The organism is Pedobacter sp. GW822-FHT03F06 (assembly GCF_058801365.1).
In genome coordinates this window covers 94,766-121,438 of sequence record NZ_JBXANE010000015.1, presented here as the reverse complement: position 1 = coordinate 121,438, position 26,673 = coordinate 94,766, and the positions used below count along the sequence as shown (strand labels likewise).

General features: G+C 40.2%; 23 protein-coding genes. 9 read left to right on the top strand and 14 right to left on the bottom strand.

Going from position 1 to position 26,673, the window contains the following annotated elements; genetic code table 11:
* Positions 1–87 precede the first annotated feature (87 nt).
* The 4 genes from AC1RJ8_RS22260 (at position 88) to AC1RJ8_RS22245 (ending at position 4,055) form a co-directional block, all read left to right on the top strand.
* A complete protein-coding gene (locus AC1RJ8_RS22260; RefSeq protein ID WP_492955722.1) occupies positions 88–1,119 on the top strand; it encodes a DUF6588 family protein in 1,032 nt (343 codons plus the stop codon).
* 64 nt (positions 1,120–1,183) lie between these two features.
* On the top strand, positions 1,184–2,053 hold the full coding sequence (locus tag AC1RJ8_RS22255) for a 1-aminocyclopropane-1-carboxylate deaminase/D-cysteine desulfhydrase (RefSeq protein ID WP_492957537.1): 870 nt from the start codon (positions 1,184–1,186) through the stop codon (positions 2,051–2,053).
* A gap of 249 nt (positions 2,054–2,302) precedes the next feature.
* A complete protein-coding gene (locus AC1RJ8_RS22250) occupies positions 2,303–2,899 on the top strand; it encodes a TetR/AcrR family transcriptional regulator (RefSeq protein WP_492955720.1) in 597 nt (198 codons plus the stop codon).
* Positions 2,900–2,906: 7 nt separating this feature from the next.
* Positions 2,907–4,055 (top strand): FAD-dependent oxidoreductase, encoded by a 1,149-nt coding sequence (locus tag AC1RJ8_RS22245; RefSeq protein ID WP_492955719.1) that lies wholly within the window; start codon positions 2,907–2,909, stop codon positions 4,053–4,055.
* Positions 4,056–4,352: 297 nt separating this feature from the next.
* Here AC1RJ8_RS22245 and AC1RJ8_RS22240 read toward each other — a convergent pair whose 3' ends face one another.
* The 9 genes from AC1RJ8_RS22240 to AC1RJ8_RS22200 all read right to left on the bottom strand — a co-directional run bounded on the left by AC1RJ8_RS22240 (position 4,353) and on the right by AC1RJ8_RS22200 (position 13,788).
* Positions 4,353–4,658, bottom strand: coding sequence for a GNAT family N-acetyltransferase (locus AC1RJ8_RS22240; protein ID WP_492955718.1), 306 nt, complete (start codon positions 4,656–4,658; stop codon positions 4,353–4,355).
* 515 nt (positions 4,659–5,173) lie between these two features.
* Complete coding sequence (locus AC1RJ8_RS22235; RefSeq protein ID WP_492955717.1) at positions 5,174–5,740, bottom strand: biliverdin-producing heme oxygenase; 567 nt, start codon at positions 5,738–5,740, stop codon at positions 5,174–5,176.
* A gap of 27 nt (positions 5,741–5,767) precedes the next feature.
* Positions 5,768–8,125, bottom strand: a complete 2,358-nt coding sequence (locus tag AC1RJ8_RS22230) for a TonB-dependent receptor (RefSeq protein ID WP_493008062.1) — start codon at positions 8,123–8,125, stop codon at positions 5,768–5,770.
* 44 nt (positions 8,126–8,169) lie between these two features.
* The gene (locus AC1RJ8_RS22225) at positions 8,170–9,411 is read right to left on the bottom strand and encodes a S41 family peptidase (RefSeq protein WP_492955715.1); all 1,242 of its coding nucleotides are present in this window, start codon (positions 9,409–9,411) and stop codon (positions 8,170–8,172) included.
* Positions 9,412–9,455: 44 nt separating this feature from the next.
* Positions 9,456–10,433, bottom strand: coding sequence for an SGBP N-terminal domain-containing protein (locus tag AC1RJ8_RS22220; RefSeq protein WP_492955714.1), 978 nt, complete (start codon positions 10,431–10,433; stop codon positions 9,456–9,458).
* A 188-nt stretch (positions 10,434–10,621) separates the two neighbouring features.
* A complete protein-coding gene (locus AC1RJ8_RS22215) occupies positions 10,622–11,209 on the bottom strand; it encodes a hypothetical protein (protein ID WP_492955713.1) in 588 nt (195 codons plus the stop codon).
* 88 nt (positions 11,210–11,297) lie between these two features.
* Entirely contained in the window at positions 11,298–12,263 is a 966-nt protein-coding gene (locus AC1RJ8_RS22210; protein WP_492955712.1) for an SGBP N-terminal domain-containing protein, read from the bottom strand.
* 29 nt (positions 12,264–12,292) lie between these two features.
* A complete protein-coding gene (locus AC1RJ8_RS22205) occupies positions 12,293–13,054 on the bottom strand; it encodes an HmuY family protein (protein WP_492955711.1) in 762 nt (253 codons plus the stop codon).
* Positions 13,055–13,059: 5 nt separating this feature from the next.
* Positions 13,060–13,788: an HmuY family protein gene (locus AC1RJ8_RS22200; RefSeq protein WP_492955710.1), complete on the bottom strand. Its 729-nt coding sequence runs from the start codon at positions 13,786–13,788 to the stop codon at positions 13,060–13,062.
* A gap of 324 nt (positions 13,789–14,112) precedes the next feature.
* Between AC1RJ8_RS22200 and AC1RJ8_RS22195 the strand changes: the two genes are divergently transcribed.
* The 4 genes from AC1RJ8_RS22195 to AC1RJ8_RS22180 are packed head-to-tail and all read left to right on the top strand — an operon-like array spanning position 14,113 to position 17,259.
* The gene (locus tag AC1RJ8_RS22195; RefSeq protein WP_492955709.1) at positions 14,113–14,955 is read left to right on the top strand and encodes a heme/hemin ABC transporter substrate-binding protein; all 843 of its coding nucleotides are present in this window, start codon (positions 14,113–14,115) and stop codon (positions 14,953–14,955) included.
* Positions 14,955–15,998: a FecCD family ABC transporter permease gene (locus tag AC1RJ8_RS22190; protein ID WP_492955708.1), complete on the top strand. Its 1,044-nt coding sequence runs from the start codon at positions 14,955–14,957 to the stop codon at positions 15,996–15,998. Before AC1RJ8_RS22195 ends, AC1RJ8_RS22190 begins: the two co-directional genes overlap by 1 nt.
* Positions 15,999–16,895, top strand: a complete 897-nt coding sequence (locus AC1RJ8_RS22185) for a heme ABC transporter ATP-binding protein (protein WP_492955774.1) — start codon at positions 15,999–16,001, stop codon at positions 16,893–16,895.
* A gap of 13 nt (positions 16,896–16,908) precedes the next feature.
* A complete protein-coding gene (locus tag AC1RJ8_RS22180; RefSeq protein ID WP_492955707.1) occupies positions 16,909–17,259 on the top strand; it encodes a transcriptional repressor in 351 nt (116 codons plus the stop codon).
* Here the strand turns inward: AC1RJ8_RS22180 and AC1RJ8_RS22175 are convergent.
* Positions 17,240–18,220, bottom strand: coding sequence for a helix-turn-helix transcriptional regulator (locus tag AC1RJ8_RS22175; protein ID WP_492955706.1), 981 nt, complete (start codon positions 18,218–18,220; stop codon positions 17,240–17,242). The two genes, AC1RJ8_RS22180 and AC1RJ8_RS22175, sit on opposite strands and share 20 nt — an antisense overlap.
* 682 nt (positions 18,221–18,902) lie before the next feature.
* Between AC1RJ8_RS22175 and AC1RJ8_RS22170 the strand changes: the two genes are divergently transcribed.
* Positions 18,903–19,658: a type 1 glutamine amidotransferase domain-containing protein gene (locus AC1RJ8_RS22170; RefSeq protein ID WP_492955705.1), complete on the top strand. Its 756-nt coding sequence runs from the start codon at positions 18,903–18,905 to the stop codon at positions 19,656–19,658.
* Between the two features lie 71 nt (positions 19,659–19,729).
* On the opposite strand, the gene AC1RJ8_RS22165 is transcribed toward AC1RJ8_RS22170, so the two are convergent.
* The 4 genes from AC1RJ8_RS22165 to AC1RJ8_RS22150 all read right to left on the bottom strand — a co-directional run bounded on the left by AC1RJ8_RS22165 (position 19,730) and on the right by AC1RJ8_RS22150 (position 26,312).
* Entirely contained in the window at positions 19,730–20,296 is a 567-nt protein-coding gene (locus tag AC1RJ8_RS22165) for a Crp/Fnr family transcriptional regulator (protein ID WP_492955773.1), read from the bottom strand.
* 427 nt (positions 20,297–20,723) lie between these two features.
* Positions 20,724–21,587, bottom strand: coding sequence for an ROK family protein (locus AC1RJ8_RS22160; RefSeq protein WP_492955704.1), 864 nt, complete (start codon positions 21,585–21,587; stop codon positions 20,724–20,726).
* A gap of 176 nt (positions 21,588–21,763) precedes the next feature.
* Positions 21,764–23,197: a RagB/SusD family nutrient uptake outer membrane protein gene (locus AC1RJ8_RS22155; RefSeq protein ID WP_492955703.1), complete on the bottom strand. Its 1,434-nt coding sequence runs from the start codon at positions 23,195–23,197 to the stop codon at positions 21,764–21,766.
* Positions 23,198–23,216: 19 nt separating this feature from the next.
* Positions 23,217–26,312, bottom strand: coding sequence for a SusC/RagA family TonB-linked outer membrane protein (locus AC1RJ8_RS22150; RefSeq protein ID WP_492955772.1), 3,096 nt, complete (start codon positions 26,310–26,312; stop codon positions 23,217–23,219).
* Positions 26,313–26,673 lie beyond the last annotated feature (361 nt).

Below are 26,673 nucleotides of genomic sequence, written 5' to 3'. Positions count from 1 at the left end.
TTTTAACTTCAAGAATTTTTTAATGATTGCAGTTTTCGAAAAAACAACCCTATCTTTAATACAATCAAATCATCCTAAATCATTTATATGAAAAAATGTTACGCTTTAAAGGTATTATGTGCCTTGTTTTTATTGACAGTGGCTCAAAAAGCAAATGCTCAACAAGATGTTGGAGACTTGTTTGTGGGCGGGCCAGCAGATGCGACCAAACTTGTTAATGCCTATTTTGATCCTTTGTATAAAGGTTTAGGCTTGGGTTTAACCGATGGGTGGTCGAACACCGCTCAATCGAAAGGTTTTTTAAAATTCGATGTCAGGGTTTCGGCCTCGGGCGCTTTTGTACCCCAATCGGGCAGAAGTTATGATGTAAATACCTTGGGTTTAAGTAATATTAAACCTGCTCTAGGCGCATCATCTATAGGCCCTACTGCATTTGGCGATGACCATGAAGGTGGTAAAATGGAAGTTTACACGAGCAATGGTATTCCAACAGGTAAATTTTTCAATTTGCCACAGGGTGTAGGTTTCCATGTGGTGCCTTCGGCACAAATTCAGGCAACATTAGGCTTACCTAAAAATATCGATGTTACTTTAAGGGCAATGCCTAAAATTAAATTAGGTGATGACCTGGGAAGTTTATCGATGATCGGTTTTGGTGCCAAAATTGAACTTTTACCCTTATTTATGGGTTCGACAACAGAAAAACTGATTCCTGTAGATATTGCCATTGCCGGTGGTTTTACGCAGTATAAATATTCTTTAGACCTGAATATCGATAATGTGGCAAATTCAGATCAGCGTATTGATGCTAAATTCAATGGCGTAAATTTTGATGCCATTGTTTCCAAAAAGATCCTGTTTTTTACGCCTTTTGCCAGTATTGGTTACCAAACATCTAATACCAATTTAAAAGCCTTAGGTACCTATAAATTTGCAACAAGTGCAACAACCTCGGCAACTTATGTTGATCCGATTTCGGTTAAACAAACCGATATTGATGGTGTAAGAGGAAGTTTAGGCTTTCAGTTGAAGTTTGGTTTCTTTAAATTTTACGGCTCATATACCCAGGCAAAATACAGTATGGTTAATGCAGGTATAGGCCTTGGTATCGGCAAATAATTAATTTTCGAATATAATAATGCTTAAAACACCTGAAATACTCAGGTGTTTTTTATTTTTACACGTGTTCGAAGAAATATATAGCCCGGTACAAAAAATAGCATTTGCACCTTTAAACAACTTGTTTGTGAAAAGGGATGATCTTATTGATCCTTATATTTCAGGCAATAAATGGCGTAAGCTTAAATATATTTTAGCCAAGGCTAAAGCTGATCACAAAACGCATCTGGTCACTTTTGGAGGTGCTTATTCCAATCACCTTGTAGCCACTGCCGCCGCAGCATCAAGATCAGGCTTAACCGCTACGGCCTTTGTACGTGGCGAAGCAGTAAAGAATGAGCTATTATTGCTGTGCAGTTTATTTGGGATGAAACTCATTTTTACCGACCGAGAAAGTTATCGGGATAAACACCAATTGTTTGACCAATATTTTGCGTCCGACGTACAGGCTTATTTTATAAATGAAGGGGGTGCATCACTTGAAGCCACTATTGGTTGTGCAGAGGTAATTGAAGAACTGGAGCAACCATACGACCACATTTTTTGTGCTGCCGGAACAGGAACCACAGCTGCAGGTTTGTTGAGGGGAATTCAACAACAACAGTTAAATACCAAGTTACATATCATCCCCGTATTAAAGGGCGCTTCCTTTATTGAAGAGGAAATAAACAAATATGCCCCCATATCTCATCACCTCGAACTTCATCTTGATTATCATTTTGGTGGCTATGCGAAAACCACTCCTGAACTGATCAGCTTTATCAAAACCTTTACGGCAAAAACCGGATTGCTCCTAGACCCTGTTTATACGGGAAAAATGTTTTATGCCATTCAAGATTTAGCGAAACAAGGAATTATTGGTAAAGATGAAAAAGTATTGGCCATCCATACTGGAGGGCTAATGGGCCTTTTTGGCATGAAGGATAAGTTTTAATATTCCTCAAAACTTAATTAAGATATCCGGATAATCATTAGGTGATGATTGTACCCATTCTAAATTTTAATCTGAACTATTTTCTATTATTTAAGTATAGATGCTGAAATAAACCCGACAGCTTTCGGATCAGCATGCCGATCGTGTTAGAAAAGCTCAAATCTATTTGTCAGCAAAAATTAATTTAAATAAAATTTTAAAGTAAACAAACGTTTACTTACTTTTGAATCATATTTAATTATGTGAATTATGCGGCCAAAAAATTTAGCGAAAGAAGAAGCCATCAGATCGATTGCCCTTCAGATTATTTCTGAAGAAGGACTGGAAAACCTGAGTATGCAGAAACTGGCCAAGGCAGCCAATATATCGCCGCGTACCATTTATATCAAATATGAAAATAAGGAAGACCTGTTGATAAAACTTTTTATCGAAGAAGTATTGGGCAAGTATGAAAAAGCGATATTGGAAAATTTTGATCCAAAAGTAGCTTTTGCTGATGGTATGAAAAGATTATGGTTAAATACCTTTCATTACCTAAGAAATAATAAACCTGCTTTCTCCTTAATCCGATATGGAAAATCTTCTCCTCTTTTAAATAAGGCTTTTCAAGAGAAAAACATTCAACAAGGTGCATTTTTTGCACCCATACATATCTTTTTAAGAACAAATGTTCAAGCGGGGTTGATTGCAGATCTCCCCCATGATGTACACAGAGCACTTCTATTTTCGCCGATCCAAGATCTGGTAGCTGAATATTTTGACCATTCAGATCGGCCTATACAAATTATTACCGAGGAAGTTATTTTAGCCTCCTGCGAAATCGTAATTAAAGGCATCCTTAAATAAAAAAACAATGAACAACATTAAAGATAAAAAAATAGCCATCATAGGTGCTGGGCCGGGAGGTTTGACCCTAGCCAGACTTTTGCAAATGGATGGCTTCAATGTAAAAGTTTACGAACGTGACAACGATAAAAATGCCAGACCAAAAGGTGCTACACTAGATCTGCACGAGGAATCCGGATTAGCTGCCTTACGTGAAGCTAAACTCATGGATGCCTTTATGGAAAATTATCGTCCGGGTGCAGATCGTACACGTATTATTGATCAGCGCGGCAATATCGTTTTTGAAGATAGCGATATACAAAACAGAGAAGCTTTCCGGCCTGAAATAGACCGCGGTCCATTACAAAAGATCCTTTTAAATTCGCTAATAAAAGATACTGTAATTTGGGACAGTCATTTTGAAACACTTACGCCCAGCAACGGTTCATGGTTGATCGGATTTAAAAATGAAACTTTAGCGCAGGCTGATATAGTAATTGCCGCAGACGGGGCAAATTCAAAAATCCGTCCATACATTACACCTATTAAACCTTTTTATTCGGGCATTAGCATTGTTGAAGGCGCCATTTATTCATCGGCAACTGCTTGTCCGAAAATGCATGCGCTTTTAAACGGCGGCAAAATATTCGCTATGGGTGATGAAAAATCACTGATCGTAAGTTCAAAAGGTGATGGCAGTTTGGTGTTTTACACGGGTTGTCATGCGCCAGAAAACTGGGCGAAAGCGTCGGGTATTAATTTTTCAGATAAAAACCAGGTGATCGACTGGTTCAGGAATGAATTTTCTACCTGGGACTCCATGTGGCTGGAACTATTTGAAAATGCATCAACAGCCTTTGTTCCCCGGCCTCAATATTGTATGCCTTTGGATCAGCATTGGGAAACCGTCTCCAATTTAACCATGCTGGGCGATGCAGCCCATTTAATGCCGCCTTATGCTGGCGAAGGGGTAAATATGGCCATGCTCGATGCTTTAGAACTAAGCCAATGCTTCAAGAAAAACCACTTTAATACCCCTAAGGAAGCCATAGCAGCCTATGAAAAACAAATGTTAAAAAGAGCTTCAGAAACCGCAGATATTACGATGCAATCTACAATGGCACTTCATTCTATCGATGCAATTAACTATATGCTTAACATTATGGACCCTGAATAAAAAAAGGGTCCTCATTGCTGAGGAACCCCAATAAGATCTCTAAATCGTCCCGTTAATTTGATTCTTCTTATAAAAGTATCGCTACTTTCTTTCGAATGAAATAAAAATAGAGCAAAACCGCTAAATAATAGATGAAGATGCACTATCTATACACATTGAATAATAAATCGTCCTAAACAACCGGCTTTTAGTTCTTTTTAAAGGTTTAATCAACCCATATACAATTTCTTGCCGATTTTCCAGAACCATGAAATATTAGTGTAACTTTCTGAAGTTAATGCTAATATTATTTATTGATTAATCGTTTTCACGCACTTTGTTCCAGATATCACCGTAAAGATCTTCGTGGCGTTTAAATTGCAGATGTACGTAAGGGCACAGTGGAATTACCTTCAGGTTATTAGCCCGTACATAATTTACCATCGCATCTAGCAATAGTTTTGCATAACCTTTGCCTTCTTTTTCGGGATCAATTTCGGTATGGTAAACCGTTAGATTTTCTCCCTGGATATCAAAAACCATTTCTCCGTATTTTTCTCCCTCATCATAAAGTTCGAATGCACTAGGTTCTTCTTTTTGGATATTTAATTTAACTTCTACCATAATAATTAAGCTGATATAATTTTAAAATTTGCTCATCAAACTGATGCGGCATTAAATAGCCGCCAAATCAATTAAAGATAACCAATATCTACTGATTTATGAATGATCTATAATCATACTTTAACAGTTTTATGATCTATTCTTGTTTAGCTTTATTCTTCTTGCCCCAAGCACTTAATTGACAAAATAGGCATCGAGTAAATCTTTTGTTCTTGTTCCTGATCTTAAATAGCAGGATTCATCAGTGAATGGCATATCTGCCACCCTACTAATATGCAAACCATTTCAAAAAAATGAACTTGCGTTGTTACCGTATGTCTATGGGCCGGGTTTCTGTCAGCATGTATTTTCTAACCGTTTCCCTTTGCGGCTTTACCAAAAACGATCTGACAGCACATTCAGGGTCACGGCAGATGGTGAACTGAGGCTTGGTACTATAATTTCTTAAAAAAGGTTTTAACCTATACCAGTTTGTCGTTCAGCAACTGGTATAGATCATTTTACCTTATCGAAGTTTAGACAGGTTGCACATTCACTTTTTCGAAAACATAGGCAAAATGTTTAAAGGTATCATTTGCAGCTACAATGGCTTCTTCTTCCTCTTGTTCTGTTTTTGCCTGTGCGTTTAAAACAGCGATAAAGCTACCCCACATCATACCAGTGGCTTCTCCATAACCCGAGAAGAAAGATACGCCTTTCGTTACCCCTCCTTTTTCGAGCATTTTCACAATGATGCTGCCACCCATTATCGAGCCTTCCAATACATATAATGCACCCAAAGCCTGTACTGCATTTTCGATTTTTGGTACGGTGGTATATGGCAGATCATTCATATCGCCGCCCAATTCCAAAATATCAGCTTTGATATAACCTGAGTTTCTACGCTGTGAATAATCAGGCAAAACTTCTGCCGTGATAAATGGCTTAATGGCTGTTTCAATATGACTGAAATAGGCATAAAAATGTTTTAACAGATCTGCATAATCAGCATTACTTCTGATCGCTTTTAGTTTTAAAACAACCTGTTTTTCTAAGTTCTGGTGTTCAGCTTTTGTAGCGTCTTTAATATTTGTACTTAACATGTTTTGTAATTTATGGTGATTGAATAATTAATCTTTATATAAACGATAGGTTAATCCTGCCAGCAATACGCGTCCGGGCTGGCCTGGCATGAGCCGATCGGTATAATTTAAAATATTTTCGGCAGTAAGCCTGACGCTTAAATGCTGCTTCATCAGTTTCTTTTCAAAAGCTGCATTAAGCATAAAAAAGCCATCTACGAAGGTGTCGTATCGATCGATAAACTGGTTTCCGTTAAGGTCGCCAAAAGGATATTTTCCTCTATAATTTACCCTTACATTTAAACTGGCATCCCATGGACGGTAGTTATAAAATGCCTTAAAGTTAGCCATATGACGAGATCTGTTCTCGATCCCCCAATAATCAGCAGGTTTTGGTGCATAAGAATTTCCGGTAGCGGGATCGTGGATATTCTGGTTATAGGGATAATGACCTGCTTTAATGCTATCGGTTACGCTCAGATCTTTCGCAATCAGGTATTGATAACCGGCACTCAGTTCTAAGTTTTTAATTGGGCTAATGGCAAAAGAAACATCTATACCCTTATTTACAGCTTCGGGCAAGTTTTGATAGGTATAAATATTCCGGTTTCCATTACCTGTAGCCACCTGGATACTGTTGATCTGGTTGCGTAAGCTATGGTGAAATATACCGGCCTCTAGCTTTATATTATCTTTAGGTTTCCACTCAAAACTTAAATTGAGCGAGGTGCTCCTTTCTGCCTGCAAATTCTGGTTCAATTGATTTAACAGAAATTGCCTAATCTCGCTGATCTGTCCCTGCTTATCTAACTGGTTTAGCGTTTCCCTTAATACTTCATTTCCGATAACCAGGTAATTCGCCGCCGGGTTATAAAAAACAAGGTATCTCGATTTAAAATCAGGCGCTTTAAAGCCTGTCCCTGCTCCTGCTTTAAAGGTTAAACCGGGCACAATTTTATATTGTAAACCTAAACTTGGATTAAGTTTGCTGCCGTAGGCGTTGGTTAAATCGTAACGAAGACCAGCAACCAAGCCCAGTTGTTTATTCAACTGCCAATCGCCCTGCAAAAAAGCAAAACCTGTACCTACTGAACCAGGATTGGTGAGCGATACATCCTTCATGGTTTCGATACCAGCACCTAAACCGCCCGTAAATTTGAGTTCATCACTTACACCATAAGCAAACTGCTGTTCAAAACGGTGCAGGTTTTGCACAAAAATATCTTTGGTAATGCTGCTATTGGTCTGCTGCCAGTCTACACTTTGGTCTGAACGGAAATTAGTAAAATAATAACGGCTCATGCTGCGTAGCCCTGAATTGAAATGATGATCAAAAGTGGCCGAAAGGTTTAAATCCTGCTCATCCTGACTGTCGCCAGAAATAATGCCCAAACCAAAATCTTTCGACATAAACGATTTTCTCAACCCATATCTGCCGCTAAAACCAATGGTACTCGCTGGCGTTAAGCGGTACCTCAACCTCCCCTGCAAGGCATAATTATCGTAAGGTGGCGCTGTAGTTCCCTGCTGGATGTATTTTGGATTGGTATTAAAACCATCGGTGCGGTAATAATTTGCAGAGATACTGGCCGATCCCCTTTGCGAAGCGAAAGGTGTTTCCCCCTCGAGTGTAATATCTGCAATATTCAAACTTCCGTAATTAGCTGCAACCAATGCCTGCGGCTGTACAGCGCCATAGCGGGTAACGATGTTAATCGCCCCGCCGAGCGCCTCGCTTCCAAAGAGACAGGAAGATGCACCTTTAATAATTTCGATCCGTTCAATATTGGAAACACTGATTCTGGATAAATCAAAATTTCCGCTATTACGCCCAACCATTGGCTGACCATCGATCAATATCATGATATATTCACTGCTAAAACCCTGCATCTGCACCCCAACCGATCGGGCACCGCCACCAATATTATTTACAATGGCAATCCCAGTTTGTTCTTTTAATACTTCATCCAACCTGCGGCTGCCCATTAATTCGATGGTACGCCTGCTGATTACCGTAACAGGCATTGCGCTACGTTCTAGCTTGATCAGGTTATCGGGAGCAGCACGGTTTTCGGATACCGCTACCTCATTAAGTTCGCGTTCATCACCCGATAGTTTAATGATCAGACTTGCAACTGTACAGATTTTAATATTATTCTGGTAACTGGCCTTCCCAATCATTGTTACTGTTATGCTATAATTACCGGTAAATATCTTGTTGAAGCTAAAATTTCCTTTGGCATCGGTTTCGGTGCTATGTCCATCAGGTTCTAAACGTACTGTTGCACCTCCTAAAGGTTTGCCCTGTTCGTCGCTAACCGTGCCTTTTAAACTTCCATAATCCTGCGCAGCAACCTTCAGATGGAAAAACGCAAGAAAAAGCATGATGGAGGAAAGTTTAAACATGTCTTATTTTTATTATTGTGGAATCAGGTTTTAGTCTTATCATATTATTTTCTTAATCTTAACCTGTTTTCGAACATGATACTTTCTACAACGGTTTGCTGTGAAAGATTGGTTCTATTGGTCTTAATTTGATCTACTGTAGCGAGTTTGCTTACGGCCAGTTTTTTTGTTCCGTTGATGAGTTCCAAAGCCGCGCTTAGACAACCTTCGCTCGGATCGCCCAATACCGGATTATCTACTCCTTTTACGGCAACATCAGGCTGCATACCGATAAAATAATCCGACCAGCCATTGGCATTTTTAATCAGGAAACTGCTCAGATAAACACTGTACTGATCAATATTGATCCCGAAAAAACCTACCGGTTTGCCATAGGTTTTCTCTCCGATCAGTTTAACATCCAAATAAGGTTTCAGGCAACTGATCAACATTTCGCTGGCCGAGGCGGTATTGCCCGAAACAATAAAATATGCCGATTGGATAGTTTGTAAATTTCCTTTTTTGCTGAATGCATAGGTATTGCCAGCAATAGTATAGTCTACATCGGCCATGGTCGCATTACGTCCATTGTAGATGGCAGTTTTCCCATTAGCATCTAAATATGGCTGGTGTTTTAATATTGGTACGGTGCCATTTTGCATGGATGGGTTAAATACCTCACTGTACATCACCTTTCCGTTCAAACCATTAGGAGCAATTAAATTGGCTACATATTCTGCAGTTTCGAGATAACCACCACCATTGCTCCGCAGGTCGATTACAATAGCTTTTGGATTGGCAGTAGCCAGATCTGCAAAAGCTTGATCTAAGGTTGCTTTGCTGCTGCTTAATGACGGAAAAGAAGCTAACGCTAGATAAGCAATAGGCGTATTTCCAGTGGTAATTACCTTACTAATTAATACAGCAGTGCCTGAATTTACGACTCCGGCACTAGTACCTGGTAAACTTCTTCCTTGTTGAAGATATGAGTATTTTGGGTTTTCGAAGTAAACAGGTAATTCGTAAGGGTTTCCTGTAGTCACATTTATTTTAAGCTGCGAAATATCGAACAGTTCTTTTTTAAAAGCAATGATATCAGAACTGATTCCTCCGTATTTTTGTCGTGGGTTAAACGTTTCATAACCTGGCAATGCATCGCTCCATAGATACACCTGTTTGGCGTACAAAAAGATAGAATCGAGCGTAAACTGACTGCGCGTACCTGTTGTTGGCGAAACAATCTCGTCCGCATCATCAATAGAAACCTGTACCTTTTTACAGGCAGAGGTTCCTATTAGAATGAGCATAAGAAGCGTGGTATATATCTTTGTGTTGTATTGCACTTTACAGCCTAATTAACAATTGTTATCACATCATCGAAAATACCGCTAACCGGGCCGCCGGCATAATATTCTCCGGCAGGATAGTTATAGCTATATAGATCATATTTGCCAATCGGTAAATTATCGGGCACTTTTAATGTTAAATGACCTGTTTTGGTTTCCTTGATAATCAAGTCATAAATTTGTTTATTAGCAGCATTGCGGATAGAAAATTTATTGACCAGTTCAATCCTGCTTGCACCAGTAAGTACAAACTCTTCTCCGAGTTTTAATGTGAGTTTTATGGCACTCAATTCTACAGGACTAATAGTCGGACGGCCATTAGCTACACCGAATGAACGTTCTAAAACTACACTTCTCTGCCCCGATACGATCTTCAATTGATAAATGCCATCTGGTACAGTATTATCAACTGTTACGCTGAGTGCAATTGGTGTTATTGTTGCAATCGCAACTTCTTTTTCCGTATTGTTAGCGGTATTTACCAAAAAAGCTTTAGTTTGTTCTTTATTGGCAATAATATTATCGCCGGTAACATTAATATTGCTACCCCTGTTTACAAAGTTTTTAGTGTTATAAACCAAAACACCCGATGAAATATTTATTTTGAGTAGCGGTTGATTGATTACCTTTTTAATCAGGTACTCTTTGGTTGTACCATTCTGTGCAGTTACCACAAACCTGGTTGTTTCTTTAAAAGCCACACTTTGGCCTGAAGCAGGACTAACATTTGCCCTTTCTGATACCACAATGGTGGGTATAATATTATCTGGCACAGCCTGCCCTGATGGCCAGTATATAGTGAGGTTCTTTTCATCAATTACAGCTTTAATTGATTCACCATTAGCATCTTTTACCGTAAAACTTACAATGTCGGCATAAGGGAAATCTTCATATTCTTTTTTGCAGGCACTGAATATGCTAATAAAGCAAAAAAGTAAAAGATAATACGAGCTGATAGAGAAGCGCTTATATATTGTATTCATAATCAATAATTGTTAGATTTGCATTTTTAGAGCCCGCAAATATGGCCTTAGCCAAGGCTGATATTTTTAAAACGATTCGGGATTATTCCCTTATTTGGGTTTATTTATGATTTTTAGGGACGATAAGTCGTGTTTTCGTCCCTTTTTTAATCTTTTTAATTAAGGACTTCCCTTGATTGAGCTAATCCTTATTTTAATCTCTTGATATGGAAGTTTACAGTAGTATTGTAAGTACCAGATGTAGTTACGCCATCAAGCTGAACCACATAAAGTCTGGTTGAACCAGCAATTGTTGAGCCGTTACCTACAACAGCATATCTTTGAGCCACAGGAGTAATGGTACGGTTAACACGGTCATAATTATACCATCCCACTACCGTTGTGGTATTGCTACCCAAAGTGCTAATTGCACCCAATGTAACCGAAGAAACATCGGGTAAAGTAATGCCAGTAACGTTCGTTACTGAAGGAGAATCATAATAACCAAGGCTATTTGTTCCTGCAATGGTAATGTTTCCGTTAAAGTTGCTGTCAAAATTAACCTGGTTTCCAGAACTTGCAACAACATTGTTCAATAAGTCGTAACCAACCGCAGTCCAGGAAGTAGGCGAAGTTGAAGAATTGGTTACCACTCCCGCCTCTGTAGAATCTACAGCAATAACGGCTGTAGCATTTTGTAAGGCAAGTTTATTGTCTGGTTGAACGGCTTCTTTTTTACAAGCGGTTCCTAATATGGCTAAAGTTGCAATTGCGAACGTAAGTTTTAAAAATTTCATTTTCATTTTTTTTAGATTTATGATTTTTGTTATATAAATGGGAATAATCTTCCCGAATCGTTTTTCATGATTGAATAGTAAATGAGTATTATTTTGCAGTTACGGTAACAGACCAGTTTAGGGCTGATAAAGGCCATGTACCAAAAGATGCTGTTGGCGTATATACCCCTGGCGGAACGGTATCAGGAACGCGGATTACAGCCTCGGTACGGGTATAGGAAACAATAGGCAAAAGCGTTTTTTGTCCGTTTACCATAATATAGAATTCCTTAAAATCGTGGAATATAATTTGCGAGGAATTGATTTTAAAGGTTTCACCCTGTTTAACGGTCACCGGACCGTAGTTTATCCCCGGCCTGCCATAAACTACCTTTACCGGATACTTCGTTTCGGCAGTTAAGGCCTGTACTTTTACCCTTACCTTATAAGTTCCGGTATCCAACGTTTGGGGAACCTGCAGGTAACCATAAGTATAAGTCTTAATACCACCTATTATGGCTACCGATATACCTGGTGTTCCAAGCGAAAGACTTGGCGTTAACTCATATTCCTTATCAGCTTTATCTACCAGGTAGGCCTTGATCTTTTTAAGATCAGAAACATTAAAATTACCCTGAACCCGCACATCATAAGCACCAACTGCCATTGTTGATGTAGTAGTAGCTGTTGATAGCTCGGTTAATACCAGGGGCGAAATTTGATTTAGTTTAATAATCAGTTTGTAGGTCGAAGTGCTTTGGTCGGCAGCTATAACGGTATAAGTTTTTTTGGTATCCAATACTTCTACCGGGGCAAGGGTTTCACTCAACTTAGCGCCTGCCGAAAGTTTAATCACCGGTTCGATTACATCCAGTTCATAATAATATGGCAGGTAAAGTGTAATGGTTTTATCAGTCTCATCAATGGCACCAAAAATATTCCCATCGGATACGGCAACCTTAAATTCTGTGATTTTATTTGCAGGGAGTGGATCCAGGCCAATTGTTTTTTTACAGGCGGTAAGCATAGCAACTGCTAATAAAAAGCAAAACAGTTGCGTTAATTTATTCTTCATTTTAATTGATTGTATTGATTTAATAGTGATTATTTGATTTCGAATTTTGTACTCCCTTTTGGTACAATTACATATTCAAAGGTGAAATACATATGTGGGGTGGTCCTGAACCATTTATCAGCCGTAAAGGCATCCTTATAACAACTGATCATTTTGATCTTCGCATAATCTCCTTTAGCGGTGCGAATAATAACAGTACGTTTTTCAGGCATAGCATAGGCCACGTGCTGTTTATCGTAACTTCCATCCCCTCTTTTGGTTCCGCCAAAATCATATAGGTACCACCCTATCCCTTCGCCAAAATCTCCCTCATCGTCGGTACCGATAGTTTTACTGATGCTTAAAGTACCATCAGCAGGCACCTCAGTAACCTGGTCAAAAGGCTTTTGTAATATGGCAATCGCACCCGTGCCTGTACTTCCGGCGCCAAGGCTGGTACTTGACTGACCATTGTTGCCACTTAAGAAACTATTGTAAAGTCCATTAAAGCAGACATCCCAACGATTGGTTTTCGCGTAAAGCAAGGGAATAATTGTTTTTGTTTCCAAGCTGAACAACACAGCTGTTGGTGGTACGGTAGGGTTGGCATCATCTGTTTCTACGGCTAAATTCTCGATCCGTTGCAACTTAAAATATGGTGTACCTCCTTCTGTTTGGGCAGGTATTTCTTTTGCAGGTTCTGGCGTTATGACCTCATCCTTTTTGCATGCAGTAAAAAGAACCATTACCATTAAACAGATTGAAGCCCATTTAAATAATACATTATTCTTTTTTGTAGTTATTCCGTTCATCTTCTTTATTTTGTTTGTAAGTTTTTGCTTCCGTCCTGTTGTACATAATATCTAAAAGTGTAATAGGGTGCGGGCCAGTTTAAATCGGTAACACTCGGTGGATTGCCTTTGTAGGCATTGATTAACTGCAATTTGGCATATTTACCATCGGGCAACCTGATAGCGTAGGTACGATTGGGTATAGCCTGCATAATGTGTGTATTGAGGCTATAAAAAAACCATCCATTCGAAGTAGCCGACGATGCCCAGCCAATTTTGGTTGCTTCGCTGGCATTAAATAGCTGATCGGAAGGCGCCTGATTAACTGTATCGTAACTTTGTTCGAGCATTACTACTGCACTTTTTGCAACCCCACCGAAGCCAGGGTTATATTGATAGTCTTTGTCGTTAACGTAAACCTCACTATTGTAAGGTCCGGTGAAAGCCAGATCCCAATCTTTGGTTTTCAACCATTGTGCAGAATCAGCAGCATTGCGGATCCAGATCTGTTTCTGATCCTTAAAACGGAACAGAAAAGTATAAAATGCACGTACTTCCTTGCCCGGAGTTCCACTTCCCATCGCAGCTTGTGTATCGCCGGCTAGATCGTTAATCACTACACTTTTGCCATCCTGTAAAACTTCATTCGGATCTGGTCCATCTTTTTTGCACGAAGCAAAAGCAACCGTAAAGAGCAACAAGCCAATTATGATTGTTTTGGTATTAAACTGACCTGTATAATTTATGTACTTCATTTTAGATTATTTTTAATCATTCTAAATAAGAATAATGCAAACATCCATATTAAGTGCCATAAATGGTTTGTGCAATCCGTATTTTAATTTGTGCAATCCGTATTTTCTTTTGTTCAAAGCGTATTTTTTTCTTCTCCATTTTGCACAAATGAGCTGATTAAATTCTTCTAAAAACAAAACAACTAACTGATTATCAATTACATAAACAACATTCATTAGAGCACTTTATTCAAAAAAATACCCCTTAGGCCAATTTCTACACCCGCTCAAACACTTGTATTTAGATTAATTAAACACTTTTTTTGTCTCCATATCATAGCCTTCATGAGTTTAAAAAAATATTATATTATAATAATTGTTCTGTCTTTTTCACTTGCCGCAGAACAATCAGCAGCACAAGCAAAGCGCATCATTACCTTGAGCAGCGCCATAAGCGAAACGGTGAATGCTTTGGGCTATGGCAAAAGAATTTTGGCAACTGATGTAACCAGCGTATCGCCTGAGGAAATCAACAGGCTACCTAAGGTGAGCCGGAACAGATCATTTTCGGTTGAAGCGATTACTGGCTTCCGTCCAGATCTTATTTTAGTTCCTGAAGGCGATTTTTCTAAAGAAAACCTTTATCAGTTTAAATCTCTAGGTATTCGGGTGGTTACTATCCGTCAGGAATTTTCTGTTCAGGGCGCAACAAAATTTATCAGGCAAATTGCTGCTGCCATTGGCGATAAAGCCCGCGGCGAACAGCTTGCGCAAAAAACAGAAAACAGCGTTAACATCACTTTAAGTCAATTAAAAAAGGGGAATAAGAGTCCGAAAGTATTATTTATTTATGCCCGGGGTGTAGGTACCATGAACGTGGCCGGAAAAGGCAGCAGTATGGATGCGATTATTAAACTGGCTGGGGGTAAAAATGCCATACAGGAATTCAGCGATTTTAAACCCTACACTACAGAAGCGCTGATTAAAAGTAATCCGGATATAATCCTGATGTTCGATTTTGGGCTAAGCAGTTTAGGTGGCAGGGAAGCCTTTTTAGATCTTCCGGGCGTAGCTTATACCAATGCCGGAAAAAACAAAAGAATAGTAGAAATGAACGGACCATTGCTCATCAACTTCAGCAACCGTTTACCCGAAGCCATTAAAGCACTAAATAACCGTATTTTATAATGAAAAGAACGGTTATTTATACCTGCCTTGGTGCAGGATTATTGGTTTCCATCTGCTTTTCCCTTGCCCTGGGTGCCATGCGCATCCCTTTAAAAGAAGTAATCGATACCTTAAGCCATACCTTGGGCTTTACTGTTTTTGGTGGTACAGATCATGGAATAAATGAAGGCGTAATCATGATGATCAGGCTGCCGCGTACCTTAATGGGCATACTGGTTGGCGCCGCATTGGGCATATCAGGTGCTGCAATACAGGGTATATTCAGAAATCCTTTGGCCGAACCCAGTTTGGTCGGCATATCGGCCGGGGCATCTTTAATGGCGGTATTGATTATTGCTTTCGAAACTTTGTTATTTTCGAGCCTAAGCCAGGTATTGGGTTATTATTTATTGGCTTTTGGTGCTTTTGCCGGTGCAGGCATTACTGCTATGCTGGTGTACAACCTTTCGAAAGTAAACGGACAGGCCAATGTTTCTACCATGTTGCTTGCAGGTATTGCTATTAACGCTATGGCAGGAGCTTTAACTGGATTGGTAACCTATTTAGCCGATGAACAGAAACTCCGCAGCATTACCTTTTGGATGATGGGCAGTTTGGGTGGTGCTACCTGGCAAAATGTAAGCTGTTTGTTCCCTTTTGTAATTGTCCCTGTAATCGGACTCCCTTTTCTATCCAGGGGATTGAATTTATTTGCCATCGGCGAAAGTCAGGTAGAACTGATTGGCCTAAACCCTAAACGCATCAAAATATTGGTGGTGGTATTGGCTACTATGGCCGTTGGAGCTTCAGTAGCCGTTTCGGGCATTATCGGTTTTATCGGACTGCTTATCCCCCACCTCACCCGCTTGCTGGGCGGTGTAGATCACCGTTTTGTGCTTCCGGTTTCTGCATTAATGGGGGCTTTGGTGCTTACCCTGGCCGATATGGTTTCGAGATTGGTTGTTCAGCCCATCGAATTGCCTATCGGCGTGGTTACTGCTTTAATGGGTACACCCATATTTTTATATATCCTCATTAAAGACAAAAAGAAATTAGTTAATTAAATAACGGTTATGCTTAGAGTAGAATCCATCAGCTATAAATTAAATAACAGGCCGCTTTTAAAAGATATCTCGTTTAGTATCAGACCAGGTGAAATGGTTGCACTTTTAGGTTCGAACGGCGCCGGGAAATCTACCCTGATGCGTTTACTCTCTGGCGAGCTAAAACCTGATACAGGACGTATTATGCTGTATGGGGAAGACCTAAAAGATTATAACCGGAAAATTTTGGCCTGCAAAAGGGCTTACCTCCAACAACAGAATCCCATTTCGATGGCTTTTACTGTAAAAGAAGTGGTAATGATGGGCAGGTATGGCTTTAAAAGCCTCTCGTCAGCAAAAAACGACCAAACTGCGCTGCTCGAGACGATGGAACTATGCGGTTTAACCGATCTTGCCGACCGGTCGATGCTAAGCCTTTCGGGTGGCGAACAACAACGGGTACATCTGGCGAGGGTTTTGGCACAGCTGTGGGATAACAAAGATGCGGTATTGCTTTTAGACGAACCAACCAACAACATGGACCTTCAGTTTCAGCACCAAACCCTGGCAATAGCTACTGCAATGGCAAAAAAAGGTTACATGATTATTGTGGTACTGCACGAGGTTAACCTTGCCGCACAATATGCCAGCCGGATCATCATTTTAAAAGACGGACGGAAATGGTGGGATGGCACACCTGTACAGGTACTTACTCCGCAACACATGTATACGGCATTTGGCATCCATGCGCTGGCCTATACCGACCAAAGCAGCCTAAAAACCGTTATCGTTCCAAAAGAAATTAAACTGGATGCCGCAAAATTCAATTCCAATCTGCAAATTTCGCATCAACCCGTTTATAAATTAAAACCTACGGAAACTGATGAATTAATCAACCTACAATCAGTAAAGATTTAAATCTCCGCTACCTATGGAAAACATTCAAAAACTATTCAATACCGCGCAAATTATCAGCCAACTACCTCAATCGGTTTATACTGATATCTTTAAAGAAACCATTTTAAAAAGCATAAACGATTACTGCAGGCTAAAGCGCTTATTATTTTCAGAAAAAAGACTATGGATCGCCTTTAAATTACTGGAAGTAAGCGATTTTACCCACCCCGAATCACTTTGGTTGATGCTTAAAGAAGATAAAATGCCCATCAGCATTGGCTGCGTGTACAGCAACCTCAAACTGATGGAAGCGGCCGGTGTAGCCGAAGCACAGAGTGTAGGATCGAGGTTAATCCTCTATAAGATCAGAGCCGCACATCACTAGGCAGTATGCCGTAGTATTTCTTAAAAGCATTGGTAAAACTAGCCTGGTGCTTAAAACCTACGTTAACGCCAACTTCGTACATGTTTTTACCTTCTTCTAATATTAATCTTTTAGCCTCTTCCATTCTTAAACGGGTTACAAAGTCGTAAATGGTACTGCCAAAATATTTTTTAAAGCCCGTTCTCAACTTAAACTCATTAAGCAGTATCATCTTCGATAACTGCTTATGGGTTGGGGGATCGATATAATCACGCTCCAGAATTTCCCTCGCTTCTTCGAGCTTTGGAATATCGCGATCGAGCAGCGATTCTCTGCCTCCATGTATGTGCTGACTAAATTGCTCTAGCTGGTACATGATCAGTTCGGTAATACGTGCATCAGTAAACAAACGTTTCAGCTCCCCATCCTGCCTACAGGTAATAATGGCATCGATTGATCTGCGCATTTCGGGCGTCATAAAAAGATCGTGCTCAGCAAAGGAAGTCGATATTCCTTTTTCCATTTCCTGCACAAACTGCTCGTGCAATGGTGAATAGAGGTCAACCAATCGGAGATAATAATCTTTAGAGAGTACAATTAAAAAATATACAAATTCTACATCAGGTTTAACATCATAAGCTTCTTTTGCCGACGGGATATACCTGATATTATGCCTGCTCCGTCCATATTTAGCCGACTGCTTACCCGCTGTAGCCGAACTACTTTTATTGCTAAAAATAAATTGACAGGTTATAGCCTCTCCTTCTACTTCTGTAAGGATACGGGCCGGACCATCAAACTTCATTTCAGAATGCACCAGGAAAAGACCATTAGTAGAAAGCTGATAGTTTTTAATGCCTACTGGCGCATCTTTAATGGTTATTAATTTTTCCGACAATCGATGATCGGGAACATATTGATCTGGAATTTCTTCCATAAACAGAAAATCTTTCTGATGCTCTATTCTCGCCTTTACAATCATTTTCCGGGTTAATTAATGTTAATCATAGATATACAAATATAACAATATTATTTATACTAATTCTAAATAAGGGGCCTTAATAAAACAGTTCTCGTCCGAAAACGAATTAAACAGATTCCAGTATTACACTTAATCAGGATATGGTCGCAGTATTTTCTGCTCAAAAACATCAAAATGTATTACAGTAAAGGAAATTTAGCATTCCGATTTAAAAGAGATATTACTTTTAGGAACCTAATTAACATATAAAATGCGCTTAAAACGGATAAAAAAATCTTTTATCGACCAACTTACCCAAGACAGTTCATCCTTTGCAAACGAAAAACAGGTGAGAGGATTCGTTGCTCTTCCGAACACTGTTTCTATTGATATTACTCAGAAAGCCAGCGGTTTGTCTTCGAAACAAACTCTGATAAATCTCATAAAATGACATAATTTCAAAAGCCGACATCAATCGATCATCCGCTTAATATTTAGATGCCTTTTTCTTATTCAATGCCCCAATTAGGGGTTAAGAAAACGAAAGGTTCATCTGCCCTTTTTCATGAATCTACCACATTACCTAAGAAATTATAAAAGAAGAGCACCAAGTGTGATTTTAATCACATGTATTTTGTGATCTGTTTCCTTCCTTGACCACCTTTTTTGGGACAGTTTTGTACTATAATTTATTTAACATAATATGAAAATCATTAAAACAGGAATGATGGCCCTTGCGGGTTTTACCATTCTATTCTCCGCTACTATTTCGACAGCACAAACAAAAAAGAAAATTCTTTTTGTGGTAACCAGTCACGACAAAAAAGGCAGTACGGGTCAGCCTACAGGCTATTACCTTGGTGAAGTTTCCCATCCCTGGGAAGTATTGAAAAATGCAGGTTACGAAATAGATTTCGTAAGCCCAAAAGGTGGCAAAGCACCCGTTGACGGATTTGACCTAAAAGACAAGGTGAATGCTAAATTCTGGAATGACAAGGTATACCGCAATAAAGTAGAGCATACAAAAACACCATCCCAGATTAATCCAGACGATTATCAAGCCATACACTTTGCTGGCGGGCATGGTGCGATGTGGGATTTTGCAGACAATACCGCAATAGCAAAAATTGCAAGTAAGATATACGAAAAAGGAGGCATTGTTAGTGCCGTATGTCATGGGACAGCTGGTTTGGTAAATATCAAGCTAAGCAATGGCAAATATCTGGTAGACGGGAAGAAAGTAAACGGTTTTACAGATGAGGAAGAAGTAGCCGTTAAGCTGGAAAAAGTTGTTCCGTTCTTATTGGAAGATAAACTGAAAGAACGTGGTGCTATTTTCGAAAAATCAGGCTTATGGCAAGTTCATGTGGTTACTGATTCACGTTTGGTTACAGGTCAAAATCCGCAGTCCGCGAAAGCTGTTGGCGAGGCTGTTTTAACCGAGCTTAAAAAACTTTAACATACAAAATGAAGGCAGAGGGACAGTTTAGTCCTCCTGCTTTTCTATTATTTTGGCAACAGCAATACCCCCTAAGGGTGGGTTAAACGGCTTAGGGTTTCTCTTGATACTCCCAGATAAGACGCAAGTAAAGTTTTCGGCAGGCGTTGAAGTAACGTTGGATTCAGCTTATAAAGCCGGTTATATCTTTCCTGCGGGTTTTTATTGAGTAAAAGCAGGATGCGCTGTTGCAGGGCAACATAACCAAGACTAGATTTTTTACGAAAGAAATTGGAAATGCTGTGCAGCTCATCACATAGCTTTTCCTTATTATTCCATGACAATGCCAGCAATTCACAATCTTCAATACAATCAATAGCAATAGTTGCACGGGTGTGGTTATTCAGGGCCTGATAGTCGGAAATCCACCAATCTTCCATCGCAAACTGCAGAATCTGCATCCGCCCTTCCCGATCAGTATGATAGGCTTTAAGCAATCCTTTCACCACCCAGTAGTCATTAAAAACTTCATTGTCTTCCTGGATCAGGAATTGATGTTTCTTAATTTTCTTAGTTGTAAACATAGAGTAGACATAATCAAACTCCGCATCAGTTAATGGGGTAATCTTTTCTATATGTTGTCTCAAAGTGGCACTCATCAAGGAAACGGATTTTAGTTGGTCGAAAACAAATCTATTTAATTTTTCTAAAACAGTCTAAAAAACAAGATATGTCTAGCATTATGTCTATTTATAATAAACTTACAAAAATAGCACTAAACCGCAGGTGTCTCGAGTTATTTTTGAGATTGACAATTACCCATATCTTTTAAATAATTAACAAATTACCATTTATCCATTTTCTGTTATTTCACGAGATTTTTCTTTTTGTTAAAAATTTCGCTGTTGCTTCATTGATATCCAAATCCAAGCGGTTGGCCAGTACAATCAACCACCAGATACATTCACCCGGTTTATGTTCGAGTTCGGAAAGTGCTTGCTCGCCTTTTGTCCAACATCCTTGCTAAAATTATCAAAAATATAATCCTTTAAACGGATACAGTCTGTACTAATAATCAAGATCCTGTTATGATGTACTCGCCCCCGCCCCTATCAATGTTGCCCGCTCACCAAGTATAGATTTCTTTACAGGAAAACTGTAGCCCATCTTATCCGCTAAAAAACGCCTGGTATCTTCCAAAAAGAACTCTTCTGCATTTACAATATTGCCACCAATTACAGCGGCCAAGGGCATCTTGATCCTGATAAACTTATAAAGAAACTTTGCCAGGTTGATACTAAATTCCAGAAAGACCGCATTAAAATATGGAGATCCCTGATGATTATCCACCAGATCTTTCACATCCATAACTGTGATCCCAGTCAGCTCATGAAACCTTTTTATAAACCATCGCGTAGAAATATAGTCCTCAGCCTTTCCTTTCAAAAAAGGCATTTTCCATAAATTAGCATCTTTAACACGCCCTTTTTCGGTATGCGATGTCCCAAGCCCAGTACCCAGGGTGAGGCCGATGGCATCTCCGACATCATTCAGGCTTCCGTTGAAAAGCTCTCCTTTTAGAAAACACGCTGCATCATTTACGAAATTAACATCAGACGACAATATGCCAAGCCGGCCAGCAAGCATCTGTTTAATATTCAGGCCATAAAGTGCTTCATACTTCTTCTGCCCTCTGATCTTGCATACGCCTTCTCGATAGTCCATTGGCCCTGGCATAGCAATATTTATCTTTTGGGGAGCAATGCGGCAACTGTTTATGGATCTTTCAATAGTCCCGGCCCAGATCTCTATAATTTCTCCAGCAGACGCGTTTGAGTCCAGTTTCTCTCTGGACCATGTGCCCTGGATTTCTTCTTTTTTGTCTATATCAATCAAAAGGGCGGTAATATGAGATCCCCCTATATCCACGCCCATTACTATATTTTTCATATCGAATTTATTTAAATCAGAAAACGTAGATCAAAAAGCCACATCTGATTTCTTGATCTGCACCATACAGATTATTTGACCCCAGGCAATTGGCCTTATCGGACATCAATATTGATCTGCTTGGATAAAGAACTTTCCTGAGCACACTGATGATGGCTCAGGAAGATTCTCCTGGATTAATATCCTGGGTTTTGGGTTAATTTTGGGTTTAACTGGATTTCCCTGGTAGGTATTGGGTATAAGCTTAATGTTGACACCACATTACCGATAGTACCGTTTGCAGGGATATAATTGGTCTTGTGCGCCTGCATCACCTGAACAAAAGTCCCCCATCTGATCAGGTCAAACCATCTTTCCCCTTCAAAACAGAGTTCTATACGCCTTTCGTGACGGATCACCGTTCTTGCATCATCCTGTGACAGGCCAGTTTTAATGGGAAGGTTGGAGCGGGTACGGATCAGGTTCAATTGCGTAAGGGCCTGCGGCGTTTTGTTATTTTCATTCAATGCCTCTGCATACAATAGAACGATATCGCCATAACGTAATACAGGCCAGTCGTTATCGCCTTCACTATTAGCACCTACGCTCTGATAAATAAATTTCTTCGCATAGTAATATACAAGCGTACCGGCACTATATACACCAATAGCTGTATTAAAGCGGTTATCGCCTGGCTCAAAAGAATTATAAAGATCTAGCGTACCACTATTGTTACTGTTCCCGGTAACTGCGGTAATAGTGGTTCCCGATGGCTGTGGAACAAAGCTCCTTGCGAAAGTATTACCCTCGCCAAAACCTCCACCAAGATATTGTACCGAAAATATAATATCCCTGTTATTGTCCTTGCCCAGTCCGAAGATCTGATCATAAGGCAACAGGGTGCCCGCTGTAGCCGTAACCGTAGCCAATATACTTTCGGCCTGTGGAAACTTATTTTGAAACATGTATACTTTACCCAAAAGGGCATTTGCTGCTATGCTGGTTGCCCGACCGATATCCGTTCCGGTATAACCTGCAGGCAGCACAGCAGCCGCCTCAGTTAAATCTTTCTCTATCTGCGCATAAACAGCAGTGGCGGGTGTTCTGTTATAAGTATAAGCCTGCTGCTCTGAAACGATTTCGTTAAGTACCAAGGGCACACCGCCGAACATCCTAACCAGGTTAAAATACATTAATGCCCTGATAAATTTTGCCTGCCCGATATAACTGTTACGGTTTGCATCACTCATTGGAGGTGTGCTTACATGATCCAATACAATATTGGCATAGGCAATTGTTGCATAAAACCGCGCCCATGCACCCTGCAGGTTTGTAGATGCAGGAGTCCAGGTGAGCTTATCCTGTTCACCATACAGCACTTCGCTTTCCCCATAAGTCTGGGCATTATCCGAAGGAAGTTCACCAAAGCCATATTGCTCGTTATAGATCGGACGGAGACTACTATAAGCACCTGTCAATGCAGATTTAATATCAATCTCCGTCGTATAAAACGTGTTTACAGGAATGATGCCCTTTGGCGTGAGATCAACAAAGGTTTTTTTACAGGAAGTAATTGCCACACTTAAGATAAGCATGAATATACCAGATATAATTATTTTTTTAATTTTCATGATCTTTTTGTTAAAGCTGTTAAAATCCAAAATTGATTCCTACGATAATTGTGCGTGCTGTAGGATATGTTCCCTGGTCTACACCCGGTGTTGTAGGATCACCTCCCATGATATTTGCTTCGGGATTATAACCGGTGTATTTGGTTATCAGGAAAGGGTTCTGAGCAGTTACATAAAACCTGGCCGATTGAATGGAAAGCTTGCGAAGTAAATTTTCTCCCAGCCTATACCCCAATGTAATGTTCCTTACGCGAAGGTAAGACCCGTTTTCGACCGATAAACTCGATAATGCCGGGCCAGGAAGAGCACCGGTAGAAACCGGACTTGGATATAAAACATCCCTTGTAGGGTTAGCAGGATCAAAATAATTGTTAAAATATTTACTGAGCGAGTTCTGGTTATGGTTACCCGTAAGGGTTTGCCTGTTATTCCCATTAATGATATTCACTCCCCGCACTCCCTGCACCAATATACTCAGATCAAAATTTTTGTACTGAAAGGTATTGGTTAAACCATAGGTAAAGTCTGGCAGGCCATGGCCCAGTTTGGTCATATCGTTCACATCAATTTTACCGTCACCATTCTGATCTTTGATCATAGAGTCGCCGATATTATTGCCCGAAGTAACTTTTGGATTATTGGCGAGATCGCTGGCGCTCCTAAATACACCAACAATTTCGTAGCCGTACATAATACCCAAAGGATCACCAACTTTTACCTGATAAACATTATTCCAGCCATTGATTGCCCTCACTGCAGGCAATGCACTTGGTCCGCCCAGATCGAGCACTTTGGTTTTATAGGTTGAGAAATTGGCATTGGTGTTCCAGGTTACGCTTCCAAGCTTAAAATTAGTGTTGGCTGTAAATTCGAAACCCTTATTTTGAAGTTTACCCAGGTTAGCTTGATAAAATGTAGTATAACCCACATCAAGCGGTAAATCTTTTCTCAGCAACATTCCATTTGAATTACGGATAAAATAATCGAAAGTTAACACGATTTTATTCTGTAATAAACCAATATCAGTACCGATACTGGTCTGATCGTTCTTTTCCCAGGTTAAATCAGGATTTGCAAAATCCATTTGCTGTGTACCAAAAATCCGTGCATTGCCCGATGCATAATTTCTGTTTAATGCAATTTGATTTACATAGGCAAAACTTCCGATATTGGCGTTACCTGTACGGCCATAACCTCCTCTTAGTTTAAATTCGTTGATACCTATTTTTAATAGTGGTTCTTTTAAAAACGGTTCTTCAGCGAGCCTCCAACCTAGTGAAAATGATGGAAAAACTGCAAATTTGTTGTTCGGACCAAAACGTGATGAACCATCCTGACGTACAGCGGCGGTAAACAGGTATTTCTTATTGTAATCGTAGGTAAACCTACCAGCGTAAGAAACGAAAGTATTGGCATCAAAACGTTCTGTACCAACAGTATTTGGTGAGGCCAAAGGACTTTGAACCGAGGTAGTGATAAAAGTACCTGGCAGACCTGCAGTGTAATTGATCTGCGACTCATATTTTTGGGCAGAAAACAGTCCTAGAACATTAATATGATGTTTTCCCAATTGCTTATCATAAGTAGCTGTATTTTCCCATACCCAGTCAAAACTGTTGCGCACATTGTCAGAAGCAAAGATACCTGCCAATTGAGGATTTGAAGCAGAAGCGGTTGGCGCAGAGCTATAGGCCATCGAACCGGGCACATAACCATGTACCTGCTCATTCTCTAAAGTGGCACCAATATAGGTTTTTAACTTTAGGCCTGGAATAGGAGTATATTCAAGGAAAGTATTACTTAAGGTACGGAATGCTCTTGACCGGTTTATAGACAGGCTAAGGATACCTACCGGATTGTAAAAATTTGAAGCAGAAAAAACTGCTGTAGGCGATAGGTTATAGTTTAGTTCACGGTCATAAGGCTGGGCAAAATCGCCATTGGCACGGTACACAGGAACTATCGGCTGAAAAGTTAAAGCCTGGTTAAGTGGGCTCGGCAGGTTCAGATCTGCCAGCAAGCCTGGTACACCGATAATGTAATCATTGGGGTTGGCTCCTGCGCCACTGGCCTGGCCTGAAGAAGGCTGCCTGTACTGCTCTGAATATGATGGAGAAATGGAAAACCCAAATTTTACGTTCTTAACAATATCTGCATCCAGATTTAAACGGGTGTTATAGCGCGTATATTCAGTACCGATCAACACTCCTTTTTGTTTAAATATACCCGCCGAAGCACTAAAACGTACCTTGTCGCTACCACCAGAGGCATTAAACTCAAAACTTCTGATCGGTGCCGTCCTGAAAATTTCTTTTTGCCAGTCCACATCCGGAAGGTTTGAAATATCGCCGTCCAGTATACTGGGATACTGTAAATTTTTAATGCGGCTAAGCGACTTAACCTGCTGCACATACTGATCTTTTGATAACACACTGATGTATCTATCTACCTCCTGTATGCCGGTATAGGCTGAAACAGAAAATACGGTTTTTCCCGATTTACCCCGCTTTGTGGTAACCAGAACAACACCATTGGCCGCCCTTGAGCCATAAATAGCTGCCGAAGCTGCATCTTTCAGTACCTCGATCGATTCGATATCACTGGGATTGATCAGGTTAAAATTTGCAGCAGTCTCCAGTGGATAACCGTCTACAACATACAAAGGATCATTCGATGAACTTAGTGAACTCACCCCACGTACCCTGATGGTTGGGGCTGCACCTGGTTTACCGCCCTGATCAGATTGCACCTGTACACCTGCAGCCAATCCTGCAAGCGCCTCTCCCGGTGTACTTACAGGCTGGTTACCTATATTTTTCCCGTCTACTTTAGTAATAGAAGAGGTAACAGTTGTACGCGACTGCGAGCCATAACCCACCACTACTACATCGCCAAGTGATTGTGGCGTATCGGCCATAGTCACATTAATCACCGTTCTTTCCCCTACCCTTATTTCCTGGCTCACCATGCCGATAAAAGAAAATACCAATATGGCTTTTTGATCAGCCACTTTAATGGAATAGGCCCCATTATTATCAGAAACTACTCCGGTCTTGGTGCCCTTCACCAGCACGCTAACACCGGGCAAACCAATCCCTTTTGCATCAGTAATCATACCTGTTACCACAATAACCTGCACGGGAGTTTTTATGACCAGAACCCTTTTCTTGATTACAATGGTCGAATTATCGCCAAATACCATTTCAACGGCCTCGCCGGAAAAACAGGCTTCTAAAACTTTCTGAAGCGGTGTATTTTTAAACTTAATGGTGACCGGAGTAGAACCACTGACAATATTTGCATCGCAGATAAAGTTGTATCCGGTCTGCTTGGTTAATTGGCTCAGGACTTCCCTCAAAGGGGTATCCTTAACATTTATGCTTACCTGCTGGGCAAAACTCCCGGCACTTACCTGTAAAAAGGCGACCATTATTAAAATGACAGTAAGTCTCATAACTCGAAGGATTTTTTGCGCA

Coding starts and splice junctions, on each gene's coding strand:
- AC1RJ8_RS22235 (WP_492955717.1), bottom strand. CDS start 5,740: ATGTTAAGTACAAATATTAAAGACGCTACAAAAGCTGAACACCAGAAC.
- AC1RJ8_RS22195 (WP_492955709.1), top strand. CDS start 14,113: ATGAGTTTAAAAAAATATTATATTATAATAATTGTTCTGTCTTTTTCA.
- AC1RJ8_RS22250 (WP_492955720.1), top strand. CDS start 2,303: ATGCGGCCAAAAAATTTAGCGAAAGAAGAAGCCATCAGATCGATTGCC.
- AC1RJ8_RS22175 (WP_492955706.1), bottom strand. CDS start 18,220: ATGATTGTAAAGGCGAGAATAGAGCATCAGAAAGATTTTCTGTTTATG.
- AC1RJ8_RS22230 (WP_493008062.1), bottom strand. CDS start 8,125: ATGTTTAAACTTTCCTCCATCATGCTTTTTCTTGCGTTTTTCCATCTG.
- AC1RJ8_RS22160 (WP_492955704.1), bottom strand. CDS start 21,587: ATGAAAAATATAGTAATGGGCGTGGATATAGGGGGATCTCATATTACC.
- AC1RJ8_RS22165 (WP_492955773.1), bottom strand. CDS start 20,296: ATGAGTGCCACTTTGAGACAACATATAGAAAAGATTACCCCATTAACT.
- AC1RJ8_RS22245 (WP_492955719.1), top strand. CDS start 2,907: ATGAACAACATTAAAGATAAAAAAATAGCCATCATAGGTGCTGGGCCG.
- AC1RJ8_RS22200 (WP_492955710.1), bottom strand. CDS start 13,788: ATGAAGTACATAAATTATACAGGTCAGTTTAATACCAAAACAATCATA.
- AC1RJ8_RS22215 (WP_492955713.1), bottom strand. CDS start 11,209: ATGAAATTTTTAAAACTTACGTTCGCAATTGCAACTTTAGCCATATTA.
- AC1RJ8_RS22180 (WP_492955707.1), top strand. CDS start 16,909: ATGGAAAACATTCAAAAACTATTCAATACCGCGCAAATTATCAGCCAA.
- AC1RJ8_RS22155 (WP_492955703.1), bottom strand. CDS start 23,197: ATGAAAATTAAAAAAATAATTATATCTGGTATATTCATGCTTATCTTA.
- AC1RJ8_RS22190 (WP_492955708.1), top strand. CDS start 14,955: ATGAAAAGAACGGTTATTTATACCTGCCTTGGTGCAGGATTATTGGTT.
- AC1RJ8_RS22170 (WP_492955705.1), top strand. CDS start 18,903: ATGAAAATCATTAAAACAGGAATGATGGCCCTTGCGGGTTTTACCATT.
- AC1RJ8_RS22225 (WP_492955715.1), bottom strand. CDS start 9,411: ATGCTCATTCTAATAGGAACCTCTGCCTGTAAAAAGGTACAGGTTTCT.
- AC1RJ8_RS22240 (WP_492955718.1), bottom strand. CDS start 4,658: ATGGTAGAAGTTAAATTAAATATCCAAAAAGAAGAACCTAGTGCATTC.
- AC1RJ8_RS22150 (WP_492955772.1), bottom strand. CDS start 26,312: ATGATTACTGATGCAAAAGGGATTGGTTTGCCCGGTGTTAGCGTGCTG.
- AC1RJ8_RS22260 (WP_492955722.1), top strand. CDS start 88: ATGAAAAAATGTTACGCTTTAAAGGTATTATGTGCCTTGTTTTTATTG.
- AC1RJ8_RS22210 (WP_492955712.1), bottom strand. CDS start 12,263: ATGAAGAATAAATTAACGCAACTGTTTTGCTTTTTATTAGCAGTTGCT.
- AC1RJ8_RS22220 (WP_492955714.1), bottom strand. CDS start 10,433: ATGAATACAATATATAAGCGCTTCTCTATCAGCTCGTATTATCTTTTA.
- AC1RJ8_RS22205 (WP_492955711.1), bottom strand. CDS start 13,054: ATGAACGGAATAACTACAAAAAAGAATAATGTATTATTTAAATGGGCT.